The organism is Roseibium sp. (assembly GCF_048260565.1).
GTDB lineage: Bacteria > Pseudomonadota > Alphaproteobacteria > Rhizobiales > Stappiaceae > Roseibium.
Map to the genome: position 1 here is coordinate 120142 of NZ_JBLXGP010000016.1, position 24619 is coordinate 144760.

Annotated in this window: 17 protein-coding genes; 5 read left to right on the forward strand and 12 right to left on the reverse strand. The window is 60.6% G+C overall.

What is annotated here, in order from left to right; genetic code table 11:
• Positions 1-35: 35 nt before the first annotated feature.
• From ACN0SO_RS24520 to ACN0SO_RS24530, 3 genes are all read left to right on the forward strand, one after another.
• The gene (locus ACN0SO_RS24520; protein ID WP_417682072.1) at positions 36-932 is read left to right on the forward strand and encodes a nitrilase-related carbon-nitrogen hydrolase; all 897 of its coding nucleotides are present in this window, start codon (positions 36-38) and stop codon (positions 930-932) included.
• A 143-nt stretch (positions 933-1075) separates the two neighbouring features.
• Positions 1076-1567 (forward strand): NUDIX hydrolase, encoded by a 492-nt coding sequence (locus ACN0SO_RS24525; protein ID WP_417682074.1) that lies wholly within the window; start codon positions 1076-1078, stop codon positions 1565-1567.
• Between the two features lie 173 nt (positions 1568-1740).
• Complete coding sequence (locus ACN0SO_RS24530) at positions 1741-3243, forward strand: inorganic phosphate transporter (RefSeq protein ID WP_417682076.1); 1503 nt, start codon at positions 1741-1743, stop codon at positions 3241-3243.
• Between the two features lie 85 nt (positions 3244-3328).
• Here ACN0SO_RS24530 and ACN0SO_RS24535 read toward each other — a convergent pair whose 3' ends face one another.
• The 7 genes from ACN0SO_RS24535 to ACN0SO_RS24565 all read right to left on the reverse strand — a co-directional run bounded on the left by ACN0SO_RS24535 (position 3329) and on the right by ACN0SO_RS24565 (position 14670).
• Positions 3329-4171: a substrate-binding domain-containing protein gene (locus tag ACN0SO_RS24535; RefSeq protein WP_417682078.1), complete on the reverse strand. Its 843-nt coding sequence runs from the start codon at positions 4169-4171 to the stop codon at positions 3329-3331.
• A gap of 24 nt (positions 4172-4195) precedes the next feature.
• Positions 4196-4960 carry an ATP-binding cassette domain-containing protein gene (locus tag ACN0SO_RS24540; RefSeq protein ID WP_417682080.1) on the reverse strand — a complete coding sequence of 255 codons (765 nt, stop codon included), beginning with the start codon at positions 4958-4960 and terminating at the stop codon, positions 4196-4198.
• Positions 4953-5660 (reverse strand): ABC transporter permease, encoded by a 708-nt coding sequence (locus ACN0SO_RS24545; RefSeq protein ID WP_417682082.1) that lies wholly within the window; start codon positions 5658-5660, stop codon positions 4953-4955. The genes ACN0SO_RS24540 and ACN0SO_RS24545 overlap by 8 nt, the downstream gene beginning before the upstream one ends.
• Before the next feature lie 174 nt (positions 5661-5834).
• Positions 5835-6575: an endonuclease/exonuclease/phosphatase family protein gene (locus ACN0SO_RS24550; RefSeq protein WP_417682084.1), complete on the reverse strand. Its 741-nt coding sequence runs from the start codon at positions 6573-6575 to the stop codon at positions 5835-5837.
• A gap of 79 nt (positions 6576-6654) precedes the next feature.
• The gene (locus ACN0SO_RS24555) at positions 6655-8019 is read right to left on the reverse strand and encodes an HD-GYP domain-containing protein (protein ID WP_417682086.1); all 1365 of its coding nucleotides are present in this window, start codon (positions 8017-8019) and stop codon (positions 6655-6657) included.
• Positions 8020-8139: 120 nt separating this feature from the next.
• Positions 8140-12846, reverse strand: a complete 4707-nt coding sequence (locus ACN0SO_RS24560) for a PQQ-binding-like beta-propeller repeat protein (RefSeq protein ID WP_417682096.1) — start codon at positions 12844-12846, stop codon at positions 8140-8142.
• A gap of 48 nt (positions 12847-12894) precedes the next feature.
• Complete coding sequence (locus ACN0SO_RS24565; RefSeq protein ID WP_417682098.1) at positions 12895-14670, reverse strand: alpha/beta hydrolase; 1776 nt, start codon at positions 14668-14670, stop codon at positions 12895-12897.
• 152 nt (positions 14671-14822) lie between these two features.
• On the opposite strand from ACN0SO_RS24565, the gene ACN0SO_RS24570 reads away from it, so the two are divergent.
• Complete coding sequence (locus ACN0SO_RS24570) at positions 14823-17018, forward strand: caspase family protein (RefSeq protein ID WP_417682099.1); 2196 nt, start codon at positions 14823-14825, stop codon at positions 17016-17018.
• Between the two features lie 1344 nt (positions 17019-18362).
• On the opposite strand, the gene ACN0SO_RS24575 is transcribed toward ACN0SO_RS24570, so the two are convergent.
• From ACN0SO_RS24575 to ACN0SO_RS24595, 5 genes are read right to left on the reverse strand one after another with little or no spacing between them, the layout of a single operon-like run.
• Entirely contained in the window at positions 18363-18917 is a 555-nt protein-coding gene (locus ACN0SO_RS24575) for a sarcosine oxidase subunit gamma (protein ID WP_417682101.1), read from the reverse strand.
• A complete protein-coding gene (locus tag ACN0SO_RS24580) occupies positions 18910-21912 on the reverse strand; it encodes a sarcosine oxidase subunit alpha family protein (protein ID WP_417682103.1) in 3003 nt (1000 codons plus the stop codon). Before ACN0SO_RS24580 ends, ACN0SO_RS24575 begins: the two co-directional genes overlap by 8 nt.
• On the reverse strand, positions 21909-22214 hold the full coding sequence (locus tag ACN0SO_RS24585) for a sarcosine oxidase subunit delta (RefSeq protein ID WP_417682105.1): 306 nt from the start codon (positions 22212-22214) through the stop codon (positions 21909-21911). The genes ACN0SO_RS24580 and ACN0SO_RS24585 overlap by 4 nt, the downstream gene beginning before the upstream one ends.
• 10 nt (positions 22215-22224) lie before the next feature.
• Complete coding sequence (locus tag ACN0SO_RS24590; protein ID WP_417682107.1) at positions 22225-22581, reverse strand: cupin domain-containing protein; 357 nt, start codon at positions 22579-22581, stop codon at positions 22225-22227.
• An 8-nt stretch (positions 22582-22589) separates the two neighbouring features.
• Positions 22590-23843 (reverse strand): sarcosine oxidase subunit beta family protein, encoded by a 1254-nt coding sequence (locus ACN0SO_RS24595; RefSeq protein WP_417682109.1) that lies wholly within the window; start codon positions 23841-23843, stop codon positions 22590-22592.
• A gap of 340 nt (positions 23844-24183) precedes the next feature.
• On the opposite strand from ACN0SO_RS24595, the gene ACN0SO_RS24600 reads away from it, so the two are divergent.
• A partial coding sequence (locus ACN0SO_RS24600) for an alcohol dehydrogenase catalytic domain-containing protein (protein WP_417682111.1) occupies positions 24184-24619 on the forward strand: 436 nt, incomplete at its 3' end.

The following is a 24619-nucleotide window of genomic DNA, read 5'->3' on the forward strand; positions in this document are numbered from 1 at the left end:
TGGAACCCGTTTCACCTTACCCGGAGCTTCGTTCGATGCAGGACTACACCATCGCCTTGTGTGCGCTCAATCTCGGCTTCGCGCCCGCGTCGCCAGCGGCTTTCGCTGCGCATATCGAGGACAAAATGGTGGAAGCTGCCCGTCAGGGCGCGCGTCTCGTCATGTTTCCCGAATACGCGATCGAGGCAGCGCTTGCCTGGAAACCGGCAGGCTTACCGGCAACTGAGGAAATGGCCTTTCTCGCGAGGGCGGGGTCGGACCTGCTGGAGTTGCTGAAGCCCTTGCCGGAGCGCCACGGTATTTCACTCCTCTGCGGCTCCATGCCGGTTGCCTGTGCGGACGGTTATACCAACACCGCCATTCTTCTGACCGTCGACGGCCGGGAAATCCGGCAGGATAAACTGTCCCTGACACCCGGCGAGCAGGACGAGGAGAGCTGGCAGCTGACGCCCGGAACAACCCTGAAGACTTTCGATCTCGACGGTCTGAAAATGGCGATCCTGATCTGCCTCGACGTGGAGATGCCTGCGCTCTCCAGCCTGCTGGCTCCGGAAAAGCTCGATCTGCTGCTGGTGCCGTCGATGACGGAAAAGCTCTCCGGCTATCACCGGGTCTTCGGCTGCGCGAAGGCGCGTGCGGTGGAACTGATGACGGCTGTCGCCGTCTGCGGGACTGTCGGTGCGGCCAAGGGCACAACTCAAATGCTGACCAACGTTTCCGGCACATCCCTGTTTCTGCCCTGCGAGGAAGAGTTGGGCTTCACCGGTATCGGCGGCGAAATCGCTCCGACCGGAGGGGAGAAAGGCGAGGAGCCGTTCCTGCTTGCACGGGTTCCGGTAGAGAAACTACGAAACCTTCGCGGCGGTTCGGCGGAGGTCTGGCCGGGGTCCTGGTCTGCGGGGCACGTCGCAATTATCGGGACAGCCGGCTAAAGATCCCATCGATGATCATTCCCATAAAAATCTGGCAAGATTTCACAAAATGCGCACATTGTGCACTTATTTCTAGACATGCTCCTCTACAGGGCGTATGCACACTACGTGAAATTCCTTAGCTTGATTCCATATAGACCCGGATGACGACAACAGCTCTTACATCGCCCCCAGTATCGATATTCCTGCAGACCCTCGTCGGCATTTTCAAGCGGCCGCCTCGACTTCAGATCGCTGCCCTATGCTATCGGAAGTCGCGGAAAGGACTGGAAGTTCTGTTGGTGACGTCCCGCGGAACCGGACGATGGATCCTGCCCAAGGGCTGGCCGGAGCTGAAGGAAGCCGGCCATGAGACCGCAGCGACGGAAGCCTATGAAGAGGCGGGTGTTGTCGGGTCGGCTGAAAACAAACCGTTCGCCCATTTCCGGTCCCACAAGGGGATGGACGGCGGATTGAATCTACGGACCCGCGTCGATGTTTACCTGATCAAGGCCGAGGAACAACTCGCGGACTTCCCGGAAAACGGTCAAAGGGATATCGCTTGGGTGCCGGTCTCAAAGGCGATTGAAATGACCGACGAGCCGGGATTGCACCGGATTTTGAAAAGGCTTGAGGCAGAATTCAAACGTCGTTGAGCGTTCTACTTGTCCAAATTATCAATAGGCAGACCCGTTCTCTGTTAGATGGCTAAGAAATCTATGGATCGGCGCGCCGACGGAATTGATTTCTGGCAGTATTTGTTTATCCCTGCATCCTGCGAACGAGCGGGCTCTTGGGCCCGGAGGCCCAAAGCCCGGGAACGAGGTGCATGGACGTTCACAAGAGCTACAAGAAGCCGACCCTCGACAAGGATCTCGATAAGTTCACCTATATCGAGGAGGCTACCACAAATGTCGGTCGCGGGCTCGCCGCTCCCGGATTTGCCTTTCTCTTTATTATTCTGTCGGGTGCCGTAGCCGGTATCTATATGACCGGCACCCATGGAGCGGCGGTTATCATGGCTGCCGCAGCCATCGGCGCTTATATGGCGCTCAATATCGGCGCCAACGACGTGGCGAACAACGTCGGCCCCGCCGTGGGGTCCCGCGCCATGACCATGGTGACGGCCCTCATTATCGCGGCGTTGTTTGAAAGCGCGGGTGCGCTGATCGCTGGCGGCGATGTGGTCGGAACGATTTCCAAAGGGATCATCAACCCGGAAATGGTCAACGATCCTGCGGTCTTCATGGCGGCAATGATGGCGGCTCTGGTGTCTTCGGCCCTGTGGATCAATCTGGCGACCTGGCTCGGCGCACCGGTCTCAACGACCCACTCGATCGTCGGCGGCGTCATGGGAGCGGGGATCGCGGCTGCCGGGATTTCCTCGGTCAACTGGCCGACAATGGGCGGTATTGTCGCGAGCTGGGTCATCTCTCCCTTACTGGGCGGTTTGATCGCCGCCTTCTTTCTGGCCATCATCAAGACCTTCATCATTTATCAGGACGACAAGATCGCGGCTGCAAGGCGCTGGGTTCCGGTTCTGATCGCGATCATGACCGGTTGTTTTGCGGCCTATCTGGCGATGAAAGGGCTGAAGCATCTGGTCAAGATCAGCTTGCCGCAGGCGTTGGCCGGGGGCCTGGCCATCGGCCTTGTTACCTGGGCAGCGGTCCGGCCGCTCATCCGCATGCAGTCGGAGGGACTTGAAAACCGGAACCAGTCCCTGCGCAAGTTGTTCTCGCTACCGCTGATCTGTTCGGCAGCCCTTCTGTCTTTCGCCCATGGCGCGAACGATGTCGCCAATGCGGTCGGACCGCTGGCTGCCGTCGTGCATACGGCCGCGCTTGGCGAGGTTGTCTCGAAAGTCGCCATTCCCTTGTGGGTGATGGCGGTCGGCGCGCTCGGGATCTCTTTCGGGCTTCTGCTGTTCGGACCGAAGTTGATCAACATGGTCGGCCAGCAGATTACGAAGCTCAATCCGATGCGGGCCTATTGCGTCGCCCTGTCTGCGGCGATCACCGTGATCGTTGCCTCCGGACTCGGACTGCCCGTCAGTTCCACCCATATTGCCGTCGGCGCGGTCTTCGGTGTCGGCTTCTTCCGGGAATGGTACACGGAGCGTTCAAAACGCCGGATGGATTTTTTGAACAAGAACAACGAGCTCAAGGAAAAAAGGGTGCGTCCGGTCCGGAACCGGGAAGAGCAGAACCGGCGCATGCTGGTGCGCCGGGCTCATTTCATGACGATCGTTGCAGCCTGGGTCGTCACGGTGCCGGCCGCTGCGGTCCTGTCGAGCGTGCTGTTCTTCGTCCTGCGGCCCCTGATGGGCTGATCCTTGCGTCCATCGTTTTAGACATGAAGAACGGGGGCTTGTGCCCCCGTTTCGGTTTTCTGCGGTGCGATCAACCCGCGCCCGATCAGTTGGAGGCGGACCCGCTGGCGTTCGGGAAGAACAGCTGTTCGCCGCCGACCTTGTAGGAAGCGATCGCCTTCTGTCCTTCCGCTCCGATCAGCCAGTCGATAAATTCCTGACCGGCCTCGGCCTTCACGTTCGGATGCTTTTCCGGATTGACCAGGATGACGCCGTACTGGTTGAACAGGCGATCGTCGCCCTGGGCCAGGATTTCAAGCGCATCCTTGTTCTTGAAGGCAAGCCAGGTCGCACGGTCCGACATGGTGTAGGCGCCCATGCCGGCAGCAGCGTTCAGCGTGGCGCCCATGCCCGAGCCGGTTTCCCGGTACCAGGCGCCGGAGGCAGCGGTCGGGTCGATATCGGCCTGCTTCCAAAGGGCGCGTTCCTTCTTGTGGGTGCCGCTGTCATCGCCGCGGGACGCGAAGATGGCTTCGCTGTCCGCGATCTTCTTCAGCGCTGCGGTGGCATCGGTCATGCCCTTGATGCCGGCCGGATCGTTCTTCGGTCCGACGATGACGAAGTCGTTGTACATGACGTCGAAGCGCTTCACGCCCAAGCCGTCGGCGACGAATTTCTCCTCGGCCGGTTTGGCGTGGACGAGCAGAACGTCACCGTCGCCGTTTGCGGCATTCTTCAACGCCTGGCCGGTTCCGACCGCCACGACGCGGACCTCAATGCCGGACTTGTTCTTGAACATTGGCAGAATGTAGTCGAGCAGGCCGGAGTTCTGGGTCGAGGTGGTCGACTGGACGACGATGAAAGTGTCAGCGGCAAGTGCGGCGACACTGGCTCCGGCGGTCAGGCCTATGGCCAGAACCCCGGCGGCCAGGCGTTTGAAAAGGCTCATGTCTGTTCTCTCCCTTATGAATTGTTAAATCAGGATCTCGCCGGCCAGATAGGCGCGGGCAGCAGCGGATTCCGGCCGGTCGAAGAAGGCTTTCGCCGGCGTATGCTCGGCGATCCGTCCGGCATGGAGGAAGACGATCTCTTCAGCGAGGCGGCGGGCCTGGTGCGGCGCGTGGGTGATCATGATGACCTTTACGCCAGCTCTCCGGACCTTGGAGATCGCCTGTTCGATGAGCAAGGTGGAGGCCGGGTCGAGATTGGCCGTCGGTTCGTCCAGCATCAGGACCTTGGGTTTCAGGATCAGCGCACGGGCAAGGGCCAGTCGTTGCTGTTCCCCACCGGACAGGACCCGCGCCGGGCGTTTGGCAAGTGCATCAAGGCCAAGGTCCGCGAGCGCTTCCTTCAGCCGGGCCGTCCGGTCCGGGACTTTGCGCAGTCCCAGGGCGAAATTCAGATTTGCTTTGACCGAGCGGCGCAGCAGCACCGGTTTCTGGAATACAAGCGCCTGGTCCTTGCGTATGGACTTCGTCAACGGCTGACCCGACCACCTGACGTCCCCGTTGGTCGGTTGAAGCAGGCCGTGCAGCAGGCGCAGAAGCACGCTTTTGCCGGCGCCGTTCGGACCCATCAGGACGGTGAGGCGATCGGTGGAGAGATCCAGGTCAATGCCCTTGAGTATTTCCGTCTTGTCCGTGGCAAAGGTCAGGTTGCGAACTTGCAGCGGCATTGGAGAGGGCGCGGCTTTCAAGCGGAATTCGGAATGGGCGGTCATGCTGACGACTTCATGCATGGGCCGCACTCCGTTCCGTCCCGCGCAGAAGCGCGACGGCGCCGTTCACCGCCAGGGCGATCAGCAGCAGGATCATTCCGAGGGCGAGGGCCAGTGCCAGGTCGCCGCGCGATGTTTCCAGCGCAATCGCCGTGGTCATCATCCGGGTCACGTGGTTGATGTTGCCGCCGACAATCATGACCGCGCCGACTTCCGCCACCGCGCGGCCGAACCCGGCAAGCAGCACGGTGATCAGGGAAAAGCGGGCATCCCATAAAAGCGCGCCGACTGCCGTGTGCCAGGGGACGACGAGCGAGTGGAAGGTGTCGGCATATTCCGCGTTCAGATCGGCAATGACCTGGCGGGTCAGGGCGATGATGATCGGGGTGATCAGGACCGCCTGTGCGATGATCATCGCCGTCGGCGTATAAAGCAGCTGCAGGGGGCCGAGCGGCCCCGCGTTCGACAGCAGCATGTAGACCATCAGGCCGACCACCACTGGCGGCAGGCCCATGAGTGCATTGGCAAGCACGGTAATCGCGCCGCGTCCGGGAAAGCGGGAAACAGCAAGGATTGCACCAAAAGGCAGTCCGATCAGCGCGGAAATGCCGAGCGCAGTCGCAGTCACGCGCAGGGACAGCGTTACAATTTCGGCCAAGTCTTCGTTGCCACTGACGATCAACTCGCCGGCCAGGGTGAAGCTGTGCGCAAAATCCTGCATACTCTGTCTTTAATTCCCGATTATTCTCCCGATGGTAGCGTAACTGATAATTCTGCACGACAAAAGAGGCCTGTTCCCGTTTCTCGGAAAAACAGCCTTTCGGAAATTTGCAGCGCGCATGTCCGCCCGACGGTCGATGGGGCGTGTGTGTGGACAGGTAAACGGCCGGAAAAGTCAGACCGTGGTCGCTTCATCCGCGGATGTGGTCGGGCGCGCCTTGTGCTCGAGCAGGAGGCTTGCCCACACAGGCAGGTGATCGGAAGCGATTCTGGCGGTATCGGACCGGTGCACACCGGTGTTCTGAACGGCAAATTCCGGGCTGGTGATAATCCTGTCGAGGCTTGCGACCGGCATGGGCGAGGGGAAGCTGCGTCCCGGTGTCGTAACCTGAAAATGCGGGTTGAACATCTTCAGGCTCTTGGCCGTATCCCACCATTCGTTGAGGTCGCCGACCAGAATCGTGGGCAGGTCGTAGGGACGGGAGTGAAGTTGGGCCATGACCGACGCAATCTGACGCTTGCGGAAGGTCGCAACGACGCTCAGATGCATGGCGGCCACGCGGATCTGCTGTCCGTTGATCTTCAGATCCGCCATCACCGCGCCACGCGGTTCCAGTGTCGGCAGCTCCAGCCGCCGGAAGTCGATGATGCCGATGGAGCGGCGCACCAGAATGGCGTTGCCGTGCCAGCCGATGCTGCCTTCGCGGATGGCCAGGGGGACCGGCTTATAGTCGGTCAGTTCCGCAATCATTTCTGGTCGGAGGGTGGCTTCGCGCGGTCCGAAGCGCTTGTCCACCTCCTGCAGAGCGATCACGTCGCAATTCATTTCGGAAATGACCCTGAGCGTGCGCTCCGGCCGCCGGCGCGCGTCCAGCCCGATACTTTTCTGGATATTGTAGGAACCGATCTTCAGCATGTTCCGAATTTGCCCCGCGAAAGGTTAAGGGATCAAGACGAAGATGCGTGAAACGGATACGGGAAGGTGTGGCGGGGCGTCATGCGGCCTGCATGCGTCCCAGTTTTTCAAGCGCCGCGCGCAGTCCATCGAGGCAGGTTTCGTCGATCGCGGTGCCGAGGTCTCCACTCATGATGTTCAGAGCCTTCTCGATGGGCATGGCCGCCCGGTAGGGACGGTCGGCGGTCAAGGCATCGAAAATATCCGCCGTGGTGACGATCCGGGTTTCCATGCCAATTTCATTTCCCGACAGCCCGTCCGGGTAGCCCTTGCCGTCGAGCCGTTCGTGATGGCCGCGTGCGATCGGACTGAGATCCGCAAATGCCGAAACCTGCGACAGGATCTGGTCGGAAAAGACCGGATGCTGGCGAATGGCCCGCCACTCGTCATCGTCCAGCTTTCCCGGTTTGTCGAGGACCATGTTGCTGACGCCGAGCTTGCCGATATCGTGAAGAAGGGCTGCGCGTTTCAGCTTCCTGCGATCCGGCTCGCTGTAGCCGAGCTGTTCCGCGATCAGATCGGCGAACAGGGTGACTCGCTCGCTGTGACCGGCCGTATAGGGGCTTTTGGAATCAATGACCTGGGCAAAGCCGGCGGCGATGTCGTCAAGCTGGTCTTCGTCCACGGTCCGAACCAGCCGCGCCGGCTCCAGATCATACACCTGCGCGGCGAGGTCCTCGCTTTGGAGGACCTGCCAGAAGCCCGGCTCGCGCGCGGCTCTTTCGAAACAATCCGTCAAGCGGGGATCGAACCAGGTGTTCGCGCGCGCACGAGCTTCCCGGATGGCGGCCTCGGGGCCGGCGTTGGTCCGGAAGACATCGATGACCTGCGCCAGAAGGGCAATCCGGGAAAAGACCGGGATGTCATCTCCTGAAATTCCATCCGGCTTGCCGCTGCCGTCCCAATGTTCGTCCAGGCGGTAGATGCCGTCGCAGACAGCCTGAGAGAAATGCATCTGCCGGGCAATGTCGGCGCCCCGGTGACAGCGGGTCTCGATCAGCTCGCGAGTGATCTCGCCTCCGTTCTGAAGGATGTTGATGATCGCGCGGAACCGTTCTGCAAGCCCGGACTGAAGCCCTGTATGGGACAGAACGAACCGCAGGGCCTCCGACAGGCTGCCGCTGATGAGCTTGAAGTCCTGTTTGAGGGAAATGTCGTCGGCCAGATAGAGCTGGCAGATCCGGGCTGCGTTGCTTGAACAGCCAAGGTCTTTCAGCAGGATCGTGTAGTACAGATCGACGAGTTGCGCGTCATCGAGGCCATAGGCCTTGCCGATGTGAAAGCCGATCCAGCAGCACCGGACACAATGCCCGCGCGGCTGGCCTTCGGTGATATCCAGGGCATGACTGAGGGCTCCGAGGAGTTCGGAGAGCCTGATCTTGTGCGCCGGAACAGGGTTGGACATCGGCTTCCCAAGGTTCGATCTTCAATCCAAGGCAAGCACACAGTCCTTAAATAAGTATATCCCCGTATGATTGGGCCGGCGTTTCCCCAGCCCTGACGTCTCGGCGCCGCCCCGGTCGCGTCAGGGGCGTGCGTTGGAACTCGTCTCGATGACGATATCGGATCGCCGTTGCAGGAAGTCGAACAGGCTCGGCCGCTGGACGTTGGCATCCTCGTCGTCGTAGCGGATGATCGTGCCCAGATCGACGGCGCCTTTGGTGAGGGGTTCCAATTGCCCCTCGCGGACCTGACGGTAGAGGTCAGGCACCCGCCCGGTTCCATATTCCAGCCACTCCGAAAGGGTGATCTGCCCGTCGGCGGGCTGGAAATCGGCTTCCAGGTTCTCAAGCCCCTCGGAGACCAGGGCGTAGGTGAGCAGGCCGTGCTGCACCAGCTCGCTTTCCAGCGCGACGTTTTCCGCCTGGCTCGCGGTGATGATCTGCATTCCCTTGTCATAGGCGAGCTGTCCGAGGCTCCGGCTGTTCATCGGACCGGGTTTGAAGCCGTTGGCTTCAACGACGGCGGCTGAGTTACAGGCATCGATGATGATCACCGTGCGGCCTGCGTCCATGGCGTATAGCCAGTCGGCAAGGGTCGCACTTGTGATCGTCCGGTCCAGAAGCTCAGGTGTCAGCGAACGATCGTTGCCCGCGCCGATATCCCAGGGAAAGAGATGGAAATTGCCGTCCGGATTGGCATAGCCGTGTCCGGAAAAGGTCAGCACCACCAGATCCTCCGGGTTCACGGCACGCAGCTCTTGCGCGCCGTCGATCTCCGCCAGCACGTCCGGGTCCGCGGTGCGGCCGGCCAGAACATCGATGACGGCCTTGATGTGCTTGCGTGTCGCCGTCACCGGCCGGCCGTCGTCTCCGGATGCAACGAGTGCGATCGGAACGATGTCCTTGTAGCTCTGCGCCGTTTCAGATCCGAGCTTTGAGGCCAATGTCGAGCGCAAGGCATCCGCGTCGGCGACCGCATAGCGCAGGTTCCAGGCCGGGTTCTGATAGGCGTTCACGCCTATGGTCAACACATAGGCTCTGGGCGTCCGGACGCCGGTTTCCGCGTTGTAGCGATAGCTGAACGAGACCCGTTCTCCCTTCACACCATCGGCATTGAAGGCGTAGGCGGAAAAAGTCCGGATATCATCGGCTTTATCGGAGAGCGGCAGTTTGATTCCCGAAAAGGTGATCAGGGACTTTCCGGCTTTGTCCGATTGAACGCTTGTCCCGTGTTCCTGGCCGAAAGGATCCGGGAACTGGCCGACAAGCTGGCGGTCGCGGAACAGTTTCAGCGAGAAGCCGCCATCGGCGATGTCTCGCATGGTCTCTTCGACCGACACCGTGACCGAGAGGAGACCGCGCGCCGTTTCGGCCACTTTGTCGATTGTCACTCCCGGAACATGGATATTGATGTCGGCAATGTCCCTGATTTCCGGAAAATCGTCGAGGGCGAGCAGGCGGGGCAGAAGGCGCGGTTCGTAGTAGTCCCGGTAGAACACGGAGACGGGCAAGGGCGTCAGCGGGTCGCTTTTGCGCACCCAGGAAAGGGCAGCCACATCGCCCGGATCGCTCGCATCATAGCGCCCGTCCGGCGCTACGGTCAGCCATCCGCCGTCCTCCTGCAGGGACATCATCTTCACGAGCTTTTCGCCCGTGAGCGTGTTCCACAAAGTGGCCGACCCGTCGGTCTCGACCACGGCAAGCAGGGAATCGTCGGGGGAAAAGCTGATGGTGTTGCCCCGGGCGGCCTGGGCGGCAAACCGGGCGAGCTCTTCTCCGGTCTCAGCGTCCCGAAGGACCACATGGTTCCTGTCGTCGCCGGTCGCAAGCCATGTTTCGTCGTTGGAATAGGCCGCCGCGATAATCTGCGCCTGGCCGGCGAACTCGATGACCTGATCCGGATCGTCAGACCTGGCCAAAGCTGCGTGGCCGAGCCAGCTTGAGGCGATGAGATCCGCCTTGCCTGTGCCCGCATTTGCGACGCGGACGGGCTGTCCGTACCGCCGCAGGTCGATTTCTCCGAGCTGTTCGCCGGTGCGGGCGTTGTAGGTCCACAAGACACCGCCCAGTTGATCGCCGACCAGGAGCGTATCCGTATTCGACATATAGCTGACAGACGCTGTTACCTTCACCGGGAGCTTTGTACGCCACAGTTCCTGACCGGTTTCCAGATCCCAGGTCGCCAGGCGCGCGAACCCGTCGTCCGCCATTTCCAGCGGGGCGGTCGCCAGACGGTCATCGGGAGAAAACAGGATGCCGTCACCGGCCACGGGAAACGCATCGTAAGCAGTCAGTCTCGTCGCACCGCTTTTGATATCCCAGACCGCCAGAAAACCGCTTCCCAGAAACGATATGTGATTGCCGCTGTTGGAGAAGCGGACCTTTTGGGGTGCGTTCATTGCGAAACGGCCGTTGGACGGATCCTGGACCGTGGTCGGGATCGTCATGACCGTCCGGTTCCCGACACGGGGATTCCAGAACCTGATATCGGTTGCAAGGGCGTTGTTTGAAGCGCCTTGTTGATAGTCGAGGGTGAGAAGTCCCCGTTCGTCCGGCGCGAGGTTGTCGAAGGCGGGATTGCGGGAGAGGTTCGTCAGACGCTTGACCTCCCTGCCTTCTTCCAGCGACCAGAGGTGGACGTAGCCCGGAGCATTGAACATCAGGCTCTTGCCGTCCTTCGAGAACCGGACCGCCTGGAATGGACTGACTTCGGTACGAAAAGCCCCGATCCATTCGCCCCTGTCAAAGTCGATGGCGCTGAGCTGAAAGGGCAGGGCACCTGCCTGGACAATCGCCCGGGACGAGCCTGGAACCGGTTTGATTTTGACGCCGTATATCGCCTTCAGGCCGGCTTCCGCCGGAAACCAGCGGCGCTCTGCCGCGATGTCACCGGTCAGAGGATCGACAAGCCAGTATTTCTCGTTGCCGCCTGTGACCACCAGATGGTGTCCGTCGGTCGCGAGCCAGATGTCGGAGAGAAATTCATCGCCGATGGCGGTCTTGTAAAGGAGGCTCGAGCTGCCGGTTGCCGCGTCTGGCCCGGAGAGCCGCCAGGCGACGATGTGCTGTTTCTTGCCCCCGGCCGGCTCATCCTCTGACAGGACGGCGAACAGTTCCTTTCCGTCCGCGCCATAGGCGAGTTTGAAGATCTCGCCCGTCTGGCCCTGAAGGCGCTCAAGGAACTGGCCGGTCTGTGCATCGAAGCGGTAAACATCGTCGTTACTGGCCGCAACGGCGAATTCGCGGCCGTCCGGGCTCACGCGAAGCGTTTCGATCAGACTGCCGTAATCGCTATGAAACCCGATGCTCTCGAAACGCAGCCGCTCGTTTTTCCGGTCGAGCACCGCGATATCGGCATTGTCCCAGAACCAGATGAAATCGCCCGCCTTTTGAAACTTCGCGACCGGCAGCCGGTTATACTCCACCGGGTCGAAGGGCGATAATTTGCCCGTGGTGGCGTCCCAGAGATAGATCCCTTGAGAGCCCGCGATCAGCGCGGTTTTGCTGTCCAGGAAGGTGAGGTCGCTGATCGACTGGCCGGGCAGGGCGTTCCCGCGAATGGCGCGGCGGGTCGGAACATGCCACAGCCACAGATATCCTTCGCTGTCGCCGGAGGCCATCAGAAGGCCGTCGGGAGAGACCGTGCTGGCGGTGACCAGGGCGGAATGCCCTGTGTTGGTCACCAGACGCCGGCTTTCCTCTTCATCAGGCAGAGCATCCGGCGGTGTGCCGCCCAGTTCGAAAAAGGCGAATTCGCCCTGTCGGCCGTCACTGCGTTCCAGGGCAAGCACGAGCCGCTCACCGTCGTCTGAAAAGGCTGCGGACCCGATGCGCTTCCGGCCGCCCTCGTAGGTCAGGGCGGACGAAGGGACGTCGAGGTTCCAGACCTGTATCCGAGACTTCTTCCGGTCCAGGGCGAGAAGAAACCGGCCGTCGCGGGACAACAGAAAATCGTCAAGCTCTGCGACATAGAAGCGCTCGGAGATGTTGCCGTTTTCGATCTCGCGAAGGGCGAGATATTCGGAGCCGTCTTCCCGTTTATGCGGCCCGGTGACCAGCCGGAGCCCGTCGTGGCTGAGGCGGGCAGAGCTTACTATCTCGTCTTCCTTGTGCTTCCAGATGACGTCACCGGCAACGGAGAAAAGATAAAGGGTGTCAAACGTCGCAAGGGTGTGGCGTCCGTCGCCGCTGCTGACGGCAGGCGCATGGAAACCCGACAGATAGGATGCCAGATCGGGCTGCAGTTTCTGGCTGTCGTAAACCCGGATCGGTTCCTGCTTTTCCAGGTCGAACAGCGTTGCAAATTCATCGGCCAATTGAACATGGAGAGCCCGTTTTCCGTTTGAGGACAAAACGGGGGTGCTGAAGCCGTCAAACGGCTCTTTCGTATCGTAGCGCCACAATCTCTTTCCGGTATCAAGTGCTATCCGCTCAAAGCCTTTGGTGTCACGGCGGACGATAGATCCGGAGTCCATGTCGAAAAGGACAGGCGGGCCGGCAAGTTCGGCATCGAGCGCGAAGCTGAACGTCTCCGTTCCGGAGGCGATCGAAAACCTGGAAACGCGCGTCGCCGACAGGCCGTAGGCGGTTTGCGCCCATAAAAAGGCATCGTCCGGATCGAAGGCCAGCGCCCTTACCGACATGTGTTCGTGGGGCACCGACCCGATATAGACGAATTTGTCGGCGGCGGCCTCCTGAGTACTGGCCGCCGATATGCATACAGGCAGGAGTGCGGCCAGAACCACCAGCGCTTTCACCACGAGCATCGATGCGAATTTGGCGGAAGGCACTGGCTGACGTCCCCTGAAGCCTGGTTTTTCGGAAAATGGATCCGACCGCTATTGCCCGGTCATGCCGAGCAAAAGGGTCTCCCATTGGCTGATCTGGTCCTTGTCGGAAACATTCGCTTCGACGACTTTCCGGATCGTGGCCGGATCCGGATGAGGATAGCCTCTCAGCTGCGCCAGAAGTGCCAGCAGATCGCGGTCGTGGCAGACGTCCTTCATGTAGCGCCAGGTCGTCGGCTTGTCGCCGTCGCTCTTGTGAGGCGCAAGACCGCACCGCTTGCCGGGGGCGGGATTGCGCCACAGCAGGGCCAGCATGTCGGCAAGCGCGGAACTGTCGTCGGCAAAATAGGAATGGGACAGCATGTCTGTTCCCAGCCCGGTCATGTCGATCGTGTCGAAGTCGCTGGAGGCCAGTTGCTTGTCGCCGCCGAGGCCTGCGCGCGTGGCGCTGCCGTGCAGTTCCTTCGAAGTCTTCAAGGCCCAGTCCTCTTCGGACGTGTAAAGGGTGAGGCGTTGGGCGACCGGATGGAACGTCTTTGCCATTTCCGCAAACAGGTCTGCGTCCACGTCGGGGGCCGCAAAGAAGATCTGACCGAACAGCGGCAGTTCGGCGGGTGTTCCGGTGTTCTTGAGTGCCAGGATCTCAAGCGCGTCCGTCAGCGCCCGGTTCCCCATGGAGTGGGCGACGATGTGGATGGTTTCGGCGCCGGATTTCTGTCGGAGCTCCTCCAGGAACCTGGCAAGGCGGCGGCCGCTGAGCCGGACCACCGCCTCATCCCCGATATAACGGGTGGTCTTTCCGGCGGATGGCCAGGAATAGAGGATCGGCAGGCCGGCGTAGTTCATGTCATAGGCAAGCTGGCCGGCTCGCTTGGCGGCGGCGTCGAAGGTGACATTGTAGCCGTGGATGAAGACAAAGGCTTCCTTGCTGGAATGCTTTTCCAGATCCTCGTTCATCCTGGCGTAAAAGGCGGACACGTCCTTCGGTTCGACCCTCTGGACCATCACGTGCTTGCTGGCGTCCGGGCCGAATTCCAGTCGCCAGATGGAGGGGGCCTCGATGGCTCCGGGCACGTGAATGTCCGGGATGGAGACGGTGACGACGCCATATTCGAGCTGACCACGGTCATAGCCGTAGTATTCGCCCGGATCGCTGCTCCCGGAACGCGCCCGGTCCGTGGCGTAATAGATCTCCACTTCCCGGAAGCCGCCTTCATTGTTGGCCGCCTTGGTGCCGCCGGGTGCGCCTGGCCCATCCATCGTCAGAACGGTTTCCGCCGACGTCGTGTACTGCTGGAACGCCTTGGTGTTTCCGCGTTTCTGAGCGACGCGGGCGAGGTCGTTCATGACGCGGGCAACGGTTTCGCCGAACTGCATTCCCGACCGGCGTTCTTCCAGTTCCTGTTCCAGGAGCCTGGAAGCCTGGCGGAGGTTGCCGTTTTGCTCGTTCAGTTCCGCGGCCTTGTGCAGCAAGGCGGCGATGTTCACATCCAGGGCGTCCCGGTTCTTGTCGGCGAAGGACGCCATGCCGGCCAGCAGCCCGGCGGCTTCCCCGGTTTTGCCGAGTTCCAGCAACAGGTCGACTTTTTCCTGAAGCAGGTCGAGGACGACCTTGGGATCCGGATCGGTTTGCGCCTGCAGCCGGTCCAGGGCGCCGTCGATGAGCTGCAGCCGTTGCTGTGGATCCGGTTCCTGAGCGAGCTGCAGTCCGAATACGAGGGGATTGAAAGCACCGGTTCCGGTATCCGGCACGGGCGCTTGCGCCAGAGACACGGTCAGGCTCGCAATCAGCATCAACAGGGAAAGCGGATAGACAAGAAAATGCATGAAACAAACCCGTATCAAACTTTGACCTAGCGGCAGAATAGACGTTAGACTCCAAGGGTGGCAACTCTACATGTTTCTGTTGAACAACGATAATTTGCCATTCGCTCGATCATTCGCCGCATGATTGAAACCAATGCAACGGGGACCTCTATATGCGCTGGACTGTGATTGCCGGTATCTTCATCTCGCTTCTGCTGACGGTGAGCGCCAGCGCAGAGACGCGGGCGATGCTCGTGGGGGCCTTCGACTACGACAACAGTTTCGGCATTCCCGATCTCAAAGGCCCCAGGAACGACATCGAAGCGATAGCCGCGCTTTTGAAGAAACGCGGTGTCACGGATGTTCGGATCTATCAGGACAGCCTGGACCATCAACACAAGGCCACGCGGCAGAATATTCTGGAAGGCTTCAGGAAGCTTGCGGAAGACGCAGGCAAAGGGGACTTCATCTATATCCACATGAGCGGGCACGGGTCGCGCCAGTTGGATATGAACAACGACGAACGCGATGGCCTGGACGAGATCTTCCTTCCCTCCGATATCGGGAAGCCCGAGCAGGGCGCCAACCAGGTCCCCAATGCCCTGGTCGACGATGAGATCGGTGAGATTGTTACCGCGTTGCGGCGCAAGGGGGCGGATGTGTGGTTCGTTCTCGACAGCTGCCATTCGGGAAGCGGCATGCGCGACGCCTCCAGCTATTCTCTCAGCCGGAATGTGACACCGGACGTATTCGGCATTGATACCTCGGTTCGCTCGGGCAGCCGGAAACGGGACATGGAGCCGTTCGATGCGCCGGTCGCACAGTCGGGCGAGATGGGAAACTATCTTGCCTTTTATGCGGCCCGCTCCACGGAGGTCGCCCGGGAGATCGACTTCAGCAAGGGCACCGCGAAAGGCGACGAGGGCTGGTACGGTCTGTTCACCTCCGTGCTTCTGCGCCGCCTCGAACAGAATCCGGACCTTTCCTATCGCCAGTTGTTTCAGGCAATGCTCAGCGACATCAACAATGATCCCGAGCTGGGCCAGATGGGGATGCAGACCCCGTCCTGGGAGGGAAATCTGATTGATGGGGCTGTCTTCGGCGGAGAGATGAGCGCAGGCGTCCATCGCTTTCTGGTCAACGGCGATGAAATCGATGGCGGACTGATCCAGGGCATCCGGCCGGGAACCCTGATCGGCCTTTTGGACGGCGATCTGACGAAACGGACCTTCCTGGGGTTTGCCCAGGTCGAAGAGGCCGAGCCACGGGTCGCTTACCTTCGTCCTGTCGCGGAAAGTTGCCAGCCGACGTCACAGGAACTCTGCGAAGCAGAAGGCAATCTTCCGGAGAATGCACGGTTCGGTGAAATCGTTGCCCGTCCAATGGATATGATCATCCGCTTTTCGCCGGTTCTCGATTTCAGGACCGGCGCGCCGGTCGCAACTGATACCCCCGTGGCGGCGCTGGTCCAATCAACCTTGCAGGAGGTTGCGAAACGCGCGGGTATTGCGGGTGAACAGGTGGAGGGGACCTATGACGTGCAGGTTCTTCTGGACGGCAAGACGCTGTGGTTCGGTCCCCAGGCGCATATCGAGCGGGAGCCCGCGGGCTTGTCTTTCGAGCTCGTCGAGCCTTATCCGGAAAACCGGCAAAAGCTTTCTGCCGTGCTCCTTCGTATCCTGAAAGCGGAACTGTTCGCCAAGGCGATGGATTCCCTGGAAACCGAACCTTCGCTTCTGAGCGAGGCGCCGCTTGAAATCGAAGCCAATCTCTCCTCCAGCGATATCCGTGTCCTGGCGCCGCCGGGGCGCAAGATCTCGGCAAAGCGGGAGTGCCGGGCGGCTTACCGGAAAATGGACCCGAGCAAGTCCGTGCCCCTGCAAAGCGGGCAGGATCTCAAGCAGTGCGACATGCTTCAGTTCACGGCCCAAGGCAAGTTCGAGGACGCGCTGGACCTCAACCGGATCCATATCGACGCGCAATACTGCATTCATCCAAAGTACGAACTGGTCGATGGCAGCGACCGGAAGCAGCCGGTCGGCGCGCCAACGGTGGTTTGTTCCGATTGTCCGCCGAACAACCAGTATTCTGCCGGGTACGACCGCGTCTATTTCATTGCGAGCAAGGTGCGCCGGAATACGGAGAGCTTCAATCTGGAGGGGCAGATCGAAAATTGCTTTGGCGAGGAGGAGGGCAGCCGGGGGGCGGATACCAAAGGGCTGTTCGGTGAGACGCTGAAAGCCATTTCGGACAAGTCACTGGGAAGCCGGTCCGGCTTTTCGTTCGATGACGCGGCAACCGACGTCTGGGTGAAGACGTACCGGTGGCGGACCCTTCCCAGGTCGATCGCTTTCACGCTCGGGAACTAGGAGGCTAGGCCTAGGCCGCCTGCGCGCGTCCAGTCCGATACTTTTCTGGATATTGTAGGAACCGATCTTCAACAGGGTCCGAATTTGACAAGCAGGAACAGGAGTTTTCAAGCTCTACCTGCTTGCAATTAACGTCCGGTGACAATCGGAATTTTCCGATCTGAAATCTGAAGCAAATTCGGCGGGCTGTTGTCTGTATGATTGAAGCCGCCGGATGGTTGCAACTTGCATTCCGCAACCGAATGTAAGTCCTCGATGGCTCTCCGGAACATCTCTGTCTGCGCCTTTACATGAGGCGCTGCAGGCCGCTTGAGCGGCCTTAGGTGTGCCGATTGAAGCAAGCTTTGCTCCTGAACACGCTTTTCAAGCATTTCCCGCTCAGGTCTGACTGCATGAATAAATATTTCAACTGTTTCTCGATTAAACAAATAGAATAGCGAAAATATACTAATATTAATATTATTTTAATTTAATATAGCTTCAGAAGTATATTTTGATTTGTTTGCAGAAGGTCAAATTATTTTCCAAATATTATATCCAATATCGATGGAGTCTCATTTTTCTCAATTTAAATTTCGGTGTATCGAACCTTCTTGAGGTGGGGGTGCTCCGGAAGCGGTTGTGTTAGGCGTGGATGTTGGATTTTTATAAGTAACAATACGTATAATTCGTCAATAAATATAACAAAAAACCAATATACAGCACGGATTTCGATTAAAATTCGATATTTTTCAGAATAAATGGAGAGCAATATAATTCCGACGTACGGTAAAAATAGTATTAAATATGAATTATGCAACCTTGGATTTAAAAAAGTATTTTAATCGTGTAAATATAGTGTATTGTGATTTATGTCATTAGGGTATGCATTTTTTTGTTGTGGTTGTGAGAGTGCGTACCCCATGCAAGAAAACATCAAGCATCAAGGCGAGGCGTATATGAAATAAACCGATCCTTACTTCGGGAGTGCCGACGTTATGCCTGAGCATTTTTCTTTGGGGGGCATAAAGAACGGCTGGCAGGCGATTGCATCGCCAGTCTCATCTTTTCTCATGGAACCGGTCTGGTCTGTGCGGTATGTGCCGTTTTCGGAAAGTTACGTGCCAAACTCCGTCTTGCAGGTGCAACTGATCGCAAGCCAGGGCGTTGAGCTTCCGGTTGGCTATAACTCTAATTTTTGTACGTTGGCCTATCGTGCCACAGCTGCCAATCCGCGAAGACGCGGAGCGGGATACATGATCTCCGTCGATTTCTGATTTGCCTATGGAGACCAGAACGCATTTCCAGAATCGCGGCCACGCGTGCCCGAAACGATCGCTCCGAGTGGACAAGCTTTTGAAAGCTTTACAGCTCCCGTGCGGCCTCCTTGAGCAGGCCTGAGACATAGTCCATGAACGATCCCCAAGCCTCTACGATGAAGCTGTCAAGGCCAATGCGCCAGAGCATGACGGGTGCTTTGTGGAAGAGGGTGCGTGTCACCATGCCGACCGGAAAGGCGCCGGTCGCCAGGTCGATCGGAATACCGGAATTCAACAGCCATTCCGCCTTTTCGCCCGTGACGATTACCGCGTCCTGACGGTGGGAAATATCGACGAGCGCATGCGCTTCGTCGCCGATTTTCTCAGTCAGGACCGTATGCAGCGCGTCGAAGCCGTCCTCTGAAGACAGCAGCAGCCACTCGTCGGGTCCGAGCCAGAGTGCGGCGCGGTCCGGGCCAGTGGCTGCTGTGAGCGGCTGTTTCGGCAGGTCGAAACCGAGGGCTTTGCCGGCCACCTCTTGCGCCGCCGTGCGTCCCCGGAAGGAGAGACGTCCGAGCGGAGCGGCTCGCAAGATCGAAACGGATCCAAGGCCCAGAACCGGTTCTTCGGCTGCATCGGGCTGGTAGAGGGGATTAGCCATTGAGGCGGCCTCCTTCCTTGTCGACAAAGACGGGTTCGGTCACTTCGACCTCGATCGCGCCGCCGGGCATGGGAATGTAAAGTGTTTTTCCATGAAGCGCGCGGCCGTCCTTGACCATGGCAAGCGCGATGGAACGGCCGGCGGCCGGGCTGTGATAGGCGGAGGTCACATGGCCTTCCGCGGACGTGCCCTTTGCCGGATCCGGCACCTTGGTGACCTGGGCGCCTTCTTCCAGAACGACGCGCGGATCCTTGGTGAGCAGGCCGACAAGCTGCTTGCGGCCTTCGGCGACGAGATCGGGCCGCGCGAGCCCGCGCTTGCCGACGAAATCGAACTTCTTCTTGCCGATTGCCCAGCTCATGCCGACATCGTCCGGGGTGACGGTGCCGTCGGTTTCCTGCCCGACGATGATGTAGCCCTTTTCGGCGCGCAGTACGTGCATGGTTTCCGTGCCGTAGACGACCCCGCCGAGCTTTTCGATTTCCGCGGCCATGGTCTCCCAGACCATGGTGCCGTGGCGGCGCGGCACGTTGATTTCAAAGCCGATCTCACCGGTGAAGGAAATCCGGAACAGGCGGCAGGGCACGCCGGAGAAGGTGCCGGTCGCCACGCTCATGTGCGGGAAGGCCTCCGGCGACAGGTCTATTCCGGAGATGAACGGTGCGATGGCATCGCGGGCGAGCGGCCCCTGCAGGGCGATGACCGCATATTGCTCGGTGGTCGAGGTGACCCAGACGTCGAGATCCGGCCACTCGGTCTGCAGATAGTCTTCCATGGTGGCGAAGACGTAGGCGGCGCCGCCGGTCGTCGTCGTCACATGGAACCGGTCTTCGGCGATCCGGCCGATCACGCCGTCGTCGATGATGAAGCCGGCATCGTTGAGCATCAGGCCATAACGGCAGCGGCCGGGTTTCAGACCCTTCCACGGGTTGGTGTACATCCGCTCCAGGAATTCCGCCGCATCCGGGCCGACGACCTCGATCTTGCCCAGGGTCGAGCCGTCGAAGAGCCCGACCTTTTCCCGTACGACCTGACATTCGCGGGCAATGGCCGCATGCATGTCCTCGCCGTCCTTGGGGAAATAGCGCGACCGTTTCCACTGGCCGACGTCCTCGAAGACGACGTCATTGTCGACCGCCCACTGGTGGGACGGCGTCTTGCGGACGGGATCGAAGAAGTCGCCGCGCGATGATGTGGCGAAGGTGCCGAAGGTGGTCGGTGTGAACGGCTGGCGGAAGGTGGTCAGACCCACCTGCGGCAGGGGCTTGTCCAGGGCGCTGGAGGCAATCGCCAACGCGTTCATGTTCGACAGGCGCCCCTGGTCGGTCGCCATGCCGGTGGTGGTGTAGCGCTTGATGTGCTCGATGGAATGCATGCCTTCCCGCACGGCCAGCTTCACGTCCTTGGCGGTGACGTCGTTCTGATAGTCGACGAAGGCCTTGACGCGGGAGGCATCACGATCGTGCGGCAGGTCTCCGAGGGTGCCGCCTTCGCCGGCATGGGCCCCGGTCGCGACCGCATAGGTGAGCTTCGCGCTTTTTCCTGTTGCGGATTTCGCGGCGTCTTCCCCGGCCGCATACCCGTCTCCAAGCACCGCGTTCAAACCGTAAAGCCCCCGGCAGGCGCCGGCGGAGCGTTCGTTCTGGGGATGGGCGCCGGGAAGGAAGTTTCCGTTCGCCTCGTCCCAGACGACCTTGCCGCGGGACTGGGAATAGAGGCTGACGGTCGGGGTCCAGCCGCCGGACATCAGGAGCGCGTCGCAGGTCACGTCACCGGCGGAGCTGACGGCTCCGGTGCTGGAAACGTGGCCGAGCAGCGCGCCGGAGACACGCTTGCGGCCGTTCGTACCGGTGACGACGCAGCCTGTGCGCACCTTGATGTTGCGCGCTTCGGCAATGGTCACCAGGGCTTCGGGAACGATCTTGCGGGTATCTGCGATGGCGGCGATTTCGACGCCGTTATCGGCGAGATCGAAGGCGGCCTGCCAGGCGGTGTCGCAGGCGGTCGTCACCAGCACCTTCTGTCCGGCCTTGACGCCGTAGCGGTTGAGGTAGGTGCGGGCCGCGCCGGCCATGAGGATGCCGGGCCGGTCGTTTTCGGGAAACACCATGGGCCGCTCGATGCTGCCGGCGGCGATCACGACCTCCTTCGCGCGCACCTGCCACAAGCGTTCGCGCGGCAGGGCCGGGTCGGGATCGGCGATGTGATCGGTGACCCGCTCGGCCAGCGCCACGAAATTCTGGGCGTAATATCCGAACGCGGTGGTGCGCGGCAGCAGGGTGACGTTGTCCCTTGCGGCCAGTTCTGTGACCGTATCTTCCGCCCAGTCCGCCGGCTGCTTGCCGTCGATGGTGGCAGCGGTTTCGCTCAGCAGCGATCCGCCGAGGCATGCCTGCTCGTCGCAGAGGATCACCCGTGCGCCGGTTTCAGAAGCGGCGAGGGCGGCGGCGAGACCGGCGGGACCCGCGCCGATTACCAATACGTCGCAATGGGCATAGAGGTTGGCGTAGCGGTCGTGGTCCGGGTTCTTCGGCGGTTTGCCGAGGCCTGCGGCCGCGCGGATCACCGGTTCATAGACCCGGTCCCAGAAGGCCTTCGGCCACATGAAGGTCTTGTAGTAAAAGCCGGAAGGAAACAGCGGCGACAGCAGGTCGTTGACCGCGCCGACGTCGAAGGAGAGTGACGGGAAGCGGTTCTGGCTGATGGCCTCGAGGCCCTCATAGAGCTCGACCTGGGTGGCGCGCAGGTTCGGGGTCTGGTCGCCTTTGCGGTAGACGCCGACCAGCGCGTTCGGTTCCTCCGATCCTGCCGTCAGAATGCCGCGCGGGCGGTGGTACTTGAACGATCGGCCGACCAGATGGACGCCGTTGGCAAGCAGGGCCGAGGCGAGTGTGTCGCCTTCGTAGCCTTCAAGACGTTCGCCGTCGAAGGTGAAGGAGATCTTTCGGTCGCGGTCGATCAGTCCGCCTTTTTCGGTGCGGAAAGGCTGGTTCATTGACCTGCCTCCTTCTCAAGGGAGGACAGATCGGGCATCGGCTCTCCGGCCTTGTAGATCTTCAGGAACTTGTCGGAGACCGTGTCCCGGACCGCGTTGAAGAACCGGCCGCAGCCATGAATATGGCGCCAGCGTTCGGCGTAGATCCCCTTGGTGTTGGTGCGCATGTAGAGGAACTCTGCCCACTGCTGGTCGGTCTGGGTCGACGGATCTTCCGGGCGGGCAATATGGGCCTCGCCGCCGCAGTGGAATTCCAGTTCCGGGCGTTCGACACCGCAATAGGGGCATTGGATCAACAGCATGGCGGTGGCCTTAAATGGTCGTCTTCACGGCGGCGGTGTCCGGATCACCCGTGTTGGGGGTGCCCGCCGGTTCGATGATGATGAGATGGGTTTCTTCTTCCGCCTTCGGGCAGTGCTCGACGCCTTTCGGTACCACGTAGAGTTCGCCCGGGCCCAGGGTGACATCGCCGTCGCGCATCTGGATGGTGAGCCTGCCGGAGAGCACGAAGAACAGGTCGTCCGTGTCGGGGTGGGAGTGCCAGACGAACTCCCCGTTCACCTTGACCACCATCACGTCATGGCCGTTGAAGGCGCTGACGATCTTGGGCGTCCACAACTCGGAAAAGGTGGAGAGCCGATCCGCAAGGTTTACGGCTTCATGTGCCATGATCTCTCCTAGTGCGCCACGGCGGCGGCTGCCGCCTCGTCGATCAGCCGGCCGGTGCGGAACCGGTCGAGGGTGAAAGGTGCATTGATCGGATGTGGTTCGTCCTTCGCGATGGTGTGTGCGAAGACGTGACCCGAGCCGGGCGTTGCCTTGAAGCCGCCCGTGCCCCAGCCGCAATTGACGTAGAGCCCCGGTACCGGCGTCTTGCCAATGATCGGCGAACGGTCCGGCGTCACATCGACGATGCCGCCCCAGTTGCGCAGCATGCGCATGCGCCGGAACATGGGAAACAGCTCGCAGATGGCGTCGATGGTGTGGGTGGTGATGTGGATGCCGCCGGTCTGGCTGTAGGAAACGAACTGGTCCGTGCCTGCGCCGATCACCAGTTCGCCCTTGTCCGACTGGGAGATATAGGCGTGGATGGTGTTGGACATGACCACGCAGGGGAAGGCGGGCTTGACCGGCTCGGAGACGAGCGCCTGAAGCGGGTTCGATTCCAGGGGGACCCGGACACCGGCCATTTCCATCAGCACGGAGGTGTGGCCGGCCGCCACGACTCCGACCTTCTTCGCTTTGATGAAGCCCTTGGCAGTTTCGACACCTTCGACCGCGCCATCCGCGCCCCGGCGAATGCCGGTCACCGCGCAATTCTGGATAATGTCGACCCCGAGGCTGTCGGCGCCGCGGGCATAGCCCCAGGCGACCGCGTCATGGCGGGCCGTGCCGCCGACCCGCTGGAGGGCCGCGCCCATGACGGGATAGCGGATGTTCTTCTGAATGTTGAGGGGCGGGCAATAATCCCGCGCTTCCTCAGGCGATAGCCATTCATTCTGGACGCCGGCGAGGCGATTGGCGTGGATGTGGCGTTTGAACACCTGAATGTCGTGAACCGTGTGCGCCAGCATCATGACGCCGCGCTGGGAGTACATGACGTTGTAGTTCAGTTCCTGGGACAGGCCTTCCCAAAGGTCGAGTGCGTGCTGGTAGAGCGCCGCACTTTCTTCCCAGAGATAGTTGGAGCGCACGATGGTGGTGTTGCGGCCCGTGTTGCCTCCACCGAGCCAGCCCTTGTCGAGAACCGCGATGTTCTTCAGGCCGTGTTCGCGTGCCAGGTAATAGGCCGTGGCCAGACCGTGCCCCCCGGCACCGACGATGACGATGTCGTATTCGGCCTTGGGCTCTGGCGCGCGCCATTGGCGGCCCCAGTTCTTGTGGGCGGAAAACGCGTTTTTCGCCAGTTCCAGAAATGAATATCGCGCCATGCAGCAACGCCCCGAGCATCGAGAAAACGGACCGGCGACCGGTCTTTTTCCGGCAGACGATCCGAACCATTCGGCGGTAGAGCGGTCGAATCCATAAAACAAGGTGCGCGCCGCTGTCCGTTGGCGGTATCATTTCAAGGCGGGGCGGTATCGCATGACGGTTTTCAGTCGCAAGATAGCCTATTTGCGACATGCGGCGGCCGGTCGCTCCCGGCGCCGATTTTCCCGCTACGACGGCATGCGAATTTGCGGCAAGGCGACTTTCCTCGGCTGGGCGTCTGGTCTATCACAGGGACCGATTCCGAGATTCACTCATTTAGTCATATTGCCGGAGGTCGTAATGGAAACACGCGCAGCCATCGCAGTCGCAGCGGGCAAACCGCTTGAGGTCACCACAGTCAGGCTGGAAGGCCCCAAGGCTTTTGAAGTTCTGGTCGAGATAAAGGCCACAGGTATCTGCCATACCGATGAATTCACGCTTTCGGGTGCCGACCCGGAAGGGCTGTTCCCGGCGATCCTCGGCCATGAAGGCGCCGGCGTCGTCGTGGAAGTCGGACCCGGCGTGACCACGCTGAAGCCGGGCGACCATGTCATTCCGCTCTACACGCCCGAATGCCGGACCTGCGAATACTGCCTCAACCCGAAGACCAACCTGTGCCAGTCGATCCGCGTCACCCAGGGCCAGGGCCTGATGCCCGACGGTTCGTCGCGCTTCTCCACGCTCGATGGCGATCCGATCCTGCACTACATGGGCACCTCGACCTTCTCCAACTACA